This is a genomic window from Methylophaga sp. UBA5088, from assembly GCF_002414625.1.
In the GTDB taxonomy this organism is placed as follows: domain Bacteria; phylum Pseudomonadota; class Gammaproteobacteria; order Nitrosococcales; family Methylophagaceae; genus Methylophaga; species Methylophaga marina.
Genome location: NZ_DIAC01000086.1, coordinates 28975 through 33798, shown reverse-complemented (window position 1 = coordinate 33798; position 4824 = coordinate 28975). Strand labels below are relative to the sequence as shown.

The 4824-nt window shown below is 40.1% G+C and carries 4 protein-coding genes; 1 reads left to right on the top strand and 3 read right to left on the bottom strand.

The annotated features are described in order from the left end of the window. Positions 1-812, top strand: an 812-nt coding sequence (gene bla / locus B4K20_RS10965) for a class A beta-lactamase (RefSeq protein ID WP_289282909.1), incomplete at its 5' end; no start/stop codon positions are given. Positions 813-831: 19 nt separating this feature from the next. On the opposite strand, the gene B4K20_RS10960 is transcribed toward bla, so the two are convergent. The 3 genes from B4K20_RS10960 to B4K20_RS10950 form a co-directional block, all read right to left on the bottom strand. Beyond that, on the bottom strand, positions 832-1914 hold the full coding sequence (locus tag B4K20_RS10960) for a mechanosensitive ion channel family protein (RefSeq protein WP_289282908.1): 1083 nt from the start codon (positions 1912-1914) through the stop codon (positions 832-834). A 96-nt stretch (positions 1915-2010) separates the two neighbouring features. Then, a complete protein-coding gene (locus B4K20_RS10955; protein ID WP_289282907.1) occupies positions 2011-2436 on the bottom strand; it encodes a plastocyanin/azurin family copper-binding protein in 426 nt (141 codons plus the stop codon). A gap of 108 nt (positions 2437-2544) precedes the next feature. Further along, complete coding sequence (locus tag B4K20_RS10950; RefSeq protein WP_289282906.1) at positions 2545-4710, bottom strand: sensor domain-containing diguanylate cyclase; 2166 nt, start codon at positions 4708-4710, stop codon at positions 2545-2547. Between the last annotated feature and the right edge of the window lie 114 nt (positions 4711-4824).

Here is a 4824-nt window from a genome sequence, read left to right as displayed (position 1 = left end):
ATAATGAAGGCATAAATTGGCAGACAACATTTGCCCAATTAGAAAAAGAATATGGCGGGAGACTGGGCATTGCCGCTTATGACCTACAACACCAATTTCAACTGCATTATCGTGCTAATGAACGTTTTGCATTGTGTAGCACCTTCAAAGTTTTACTGGTTGCTAATGTCTTACACCGAATTGATCAGCATCAAGAAAGTCTGTCTCGTCCGATTCATTACGATCGTGCTGACATACTGGATTATGCCCCGGTCACCAAAACACATCTTGATGAAGGCGTCATGTCGGTAGCAGCGTTAAGCCAGGCGACATTACAACTCAGTGACAACACTGCGGCCAATTTATTATTAAAAACAATAGGTGGCCCAGAGGCATTAACCGACTATTTGCGTTCGATAGGCGATAACACCACAAGACTCGACAGAATAGAACCTGCTCTTAACAGCAACTTGGCAGGCGACCTTAGAGATACAACAACACCTGCAGCGATGTTGGCGACGCTGAACACCCTGTTGCTTGGTGATCATTTATCCGACGTATCCAAACAACGGCTTATTCAATGGCTAATAGGCAATCAAACAGGTGATGACAAAATACGTGCGGGCGTCCCGTCCACCTGGCTAGTAGGTGATAAAACGGGCTCTGGTCCTAACGGAGCCTTTAATGATGTAGCGATTATCTGGCCAGAAACAGGTAAACCTTATTTACTGGTGATTTATTATTCTGAATCCACGCTGACGAAACAAAAAAAAGCTGAATTGCTTGCCAAGATAAGTGAGTCAGTTAGCAAAATCGTTTTCCCTGGTTTATAAATCGATAATAAATAAAACGTTATACAGACTTATCATCCACTGTTGATTGAGGATTCTCCTGCTGGTAATTGATTGCCCTGATAGGATAAGGAATCGTAATATTTTCTTCCTTAAAACGCTGATGTAAAGCCTTGATAAACTCAGATTTAATGAAGAAGCGATTGAAATATTCTTTCGCTCTTAACATGACCGTGAAATTAATACTCGAATTATCAAAAGTGTGAAAAATAACAAATGTCTGATAATCAGGCACACCCCACTTATGTGTTTTTAGGATATTGCGAGCCACTTCCAGCGTGACTCTTTCGACATGCTCTAAATCAGAATCATAATGCACACCGACTTCTACTGGTACTGAAAGCTGTTTTTCAGGGTAATAGTAGTTAATGATTTTTGACTGCGATAAAACACTATTTGGAATGATAATAAAGTTATTGGGTAACATCCTGATCCAGGTAGTGCGCCAGCCAATCTTCTCGACAAAGCCTTGCTCTCCCGAATCTAACTCGATAAAGTCACCAACACGTATTGGTTTGTCGATGACAAGCTGAACACCTGAAAAGAAGTTGGTTAATGTTGGCTGTAAAGCTAAAGCAACAGCCAGTGAAGTAATACCTAAAGAAGCAATGATAGGCGTGATGGCAATGCCCATCGTGCCAAGGATAATCAACAAGCCGAGTCCAAGGATGATGGCACGGGTAATACCTTGCACAATAGAGCTACTATTTTTTAAGGTAGCCGTCTTATCGGCATAATGACCTACCGTACCCGTCAAAAAACCATCTATGAACAATACCAGTGCGGCGACGATCAATAGTTGTGCAGTAGCATGAAAAAATTTAAATTCTGTTTCTATATCAAAATACTGAAGCGTGTGCTCTGCCAGTGTTATCGTTAATGCCAATAAGCACAATGTCAGAGGAAAGCTCATTACTTTCACCACTAACTTGTCATAGAAAAAGCTTGTTCTAGCAGTGATTTTGCTAACTCTAAGCAAAATGAACTTTTTAATAATCAGCATGAGAATGAATAAACTTATGAAAACCACAATAGCGACTGACCATTCTGGTAACGATGAAAAAATCTGATTCACTTTATCCATACTCATTCCTCAGAAGACACGCTTTTTTCATGCACATCTTATACCCATAAAAAAAGCCGGTAATGACCGGCTTTTTACAGTGGGTGCTCAATGAATTTACATTGATTCCGCTTCTTTAATGGCTTTTTTGACAATTCGTCCGATACCACCAGAAACATCTTGAGCCTTAATCGCATCTAAGTTGGTTGGGTTACCAACAATGACCGCACCGCCCATGCCTGCACCGATATGTGGAGTGCATTTGTAAATGTAGATACCTTCTTTATCAAACGTATGTGTGACATCTTGACTCATGTCAGATTTAAAGGCTTCAGTACCTTCAGGAATCAAGTTATCGATCATTTCTACATTGTGTGTGCTCATATTGGTCCAGCTCACACTATCTCCAGGGGCCACTTTAACAACGAGCGGCGTATATTTCAGACCTTGTGCGGTAACAGTATGGTCAGCAGCAAAAGCATTCATTGACAAGAATAAACCTGCAATAGCAGCGCCAGATAAAACTTTTTTCATCATTTTCATAACTTCTCCTCTCTATGTATATGATTATTTCAACAAGTGACATGTGAAAATCATGCGAATATTGGTCAGATTAAGTTTGATATAGTTCTGATATAGATGGAAATTTATTTATGGGTGTGTCGTTTCTACCCTGTTTCTTCCGCATTCTTTTGCTATATACAAGGCTTTATCTGCATCACTTAACAACTGTTCTGATTCACTTCTACTTGGGGTTAAATCAGCGATCCCGATGGAAATGGTGATGCTGTCTATGTGTTTGCCGTTAAACACCATCTGTTTGTCGGCAACAATACGCCTTAATAGCTCGGCTTTTTCTGTCGCATCATCTATTGTCGCGCCAGGCATAATCACAACAAATTCTTCACCACCATAACGACATGGTATATCCGTTTCACGGAAAAACTCATTCATCAATTGCGCTAATGTTTTCAGTACAAAATCACCGACTTCATGCCCGTATTCATCATTAAAATGTTTGAAATGATCGATATCACATATAAGGAGCGACAATGGGTTTTTCTGTCGGTTTGCCAGCTGAGTTTCTCTATGCAGTGCCAGATCAAAAAAACGTCGATTAGCAAGCCCTGTCAGCGCATCTTCAAATGAAAAACGATGCAGCTCTTCTTTTAACTTGATACTGCTAAGCGTCACACCTAAACGCAATTTAACCCGGTTGATGAAATCATTCAGATTGTCTTGTTTGATTAGTTTTTTTGAACTTAGATTATTTAAAACCAGATAAACAAATACGTTATAGCTGCCATCCAGCTCTTGCAGTTCTACTTGAGCCAATTGCCTCTCAAAAGATACGCCGTCAAGTGATGTTGTTACGCTCAATTCTACAGGCATAAAAACGTCCGGAAGCTTTTTAATGAGTAAATGTCTTGCCTCAGTGAGATTGTCAACGGTTTGTAACCGACTATTGAGTTCTTCTAATCTGGCTCCGAGCACATTCAGACGCTGCAGCTGTTCAGCACGTTCTTGTTCAGCTTCGGCATAAGCATGCAAGGAAGCTGTTCGTTCAGCCACCTTCACTTCTAGGTGTTCATTCAGTTCTTTTAACGCGCTTTGTACATGTGAATAATGACGTAAAGAAATAAGCATCAATACAAGCGCAAACAATAACGCGCCAACAGAAATATCCAAATGCATCCAGGGAAGAACACTATTAGCAATGCCCATATCCAATAAAAGAAATATGCCGTATACCGTAAAGGACAGCATGACTAGATGTTGATCGGAGGCCAACGAATATCGCTTACTGATGCCAAGGCCTATTATCAGAAGTATCGTGATGGCGAATATGGCATCAAAAATAGGGAATGTAACAGCAAGCTCTATTAGGCCCGCTAAAGATAGGCCTATCACTGAAATAAGATAAATGAGATGGACAACAGCGATGTTTATTAACCATTTGTGTCGCCAGTCATCAAACCATGATGACAACAATAAACTCGTAATAACGGGTAATGCGTAATAGGAGATCGCTAATAAATAAACACGTACTAGAGGGTAATTAAAAACAAATTGAACAGCTGGATTCTCAGCCAGCAACATTACAGCAGAGGTCAGTGAAAATAATGATAAATAGAGAAAATGTCGCTCCCCTCTATGCATCATCGAGAATGCCAAGGTAATAATAGCGACAAACAATGAGAATAAAGCGACTAGAACTTCAAAATACGCTTTTTCTAAAAGATAAAACAGTAGGTGTGTTTTCTCAAATAGTTTGACTTCACCCCACAAACCAATGTCTCGGTAGCTTGAAAAAACCCTGAAATAAATAGTTTTACCCGCATAATCATCTGGCAAATCAATCGAGTGCCAAGGCCAACCATAAAACGACTTGTGCTGTTTATTATTTAAGTCACCAAATTGATAAATCTTTTTATCTTCCAGGTAAACTTCAGCCATTAAGTCAATGCTGGTGACGTAAAGAACAGGATGCAAATAATCATGATCAGAATCCGGCAATGTTGCCTTAAACCAAACGGTATTATATTGCCCTCGATCAGGCGGCATACAAGGGAAATCAATATCTTTCCAATCACTACTATGTAGTTCAGGTGTGACAATCCACTCAGGCTCACCATTTACAAATTCGGAATCACCCCAGCGATATTGCCAGGCAGTAACCTGCTCGCTCTCATACTGCTGCATAGCAAAGACGGGAGGGAAGATAGTGAGCAACGACAAAAATACGACTAGCAAACCATAACTTGGCACAACCCTAGTCTGATACGGTGTAACTAAGTCCTTTATCAATCCAATCACTCACTGTCTAAAAAGAAAGAAACCCGAATTACTAGATATCCTTTCTAATCGTTGTAAATTTAGGTCAATCCAGGACCACAATATTCCATTCATCACTTTACGGCAATAATGTCG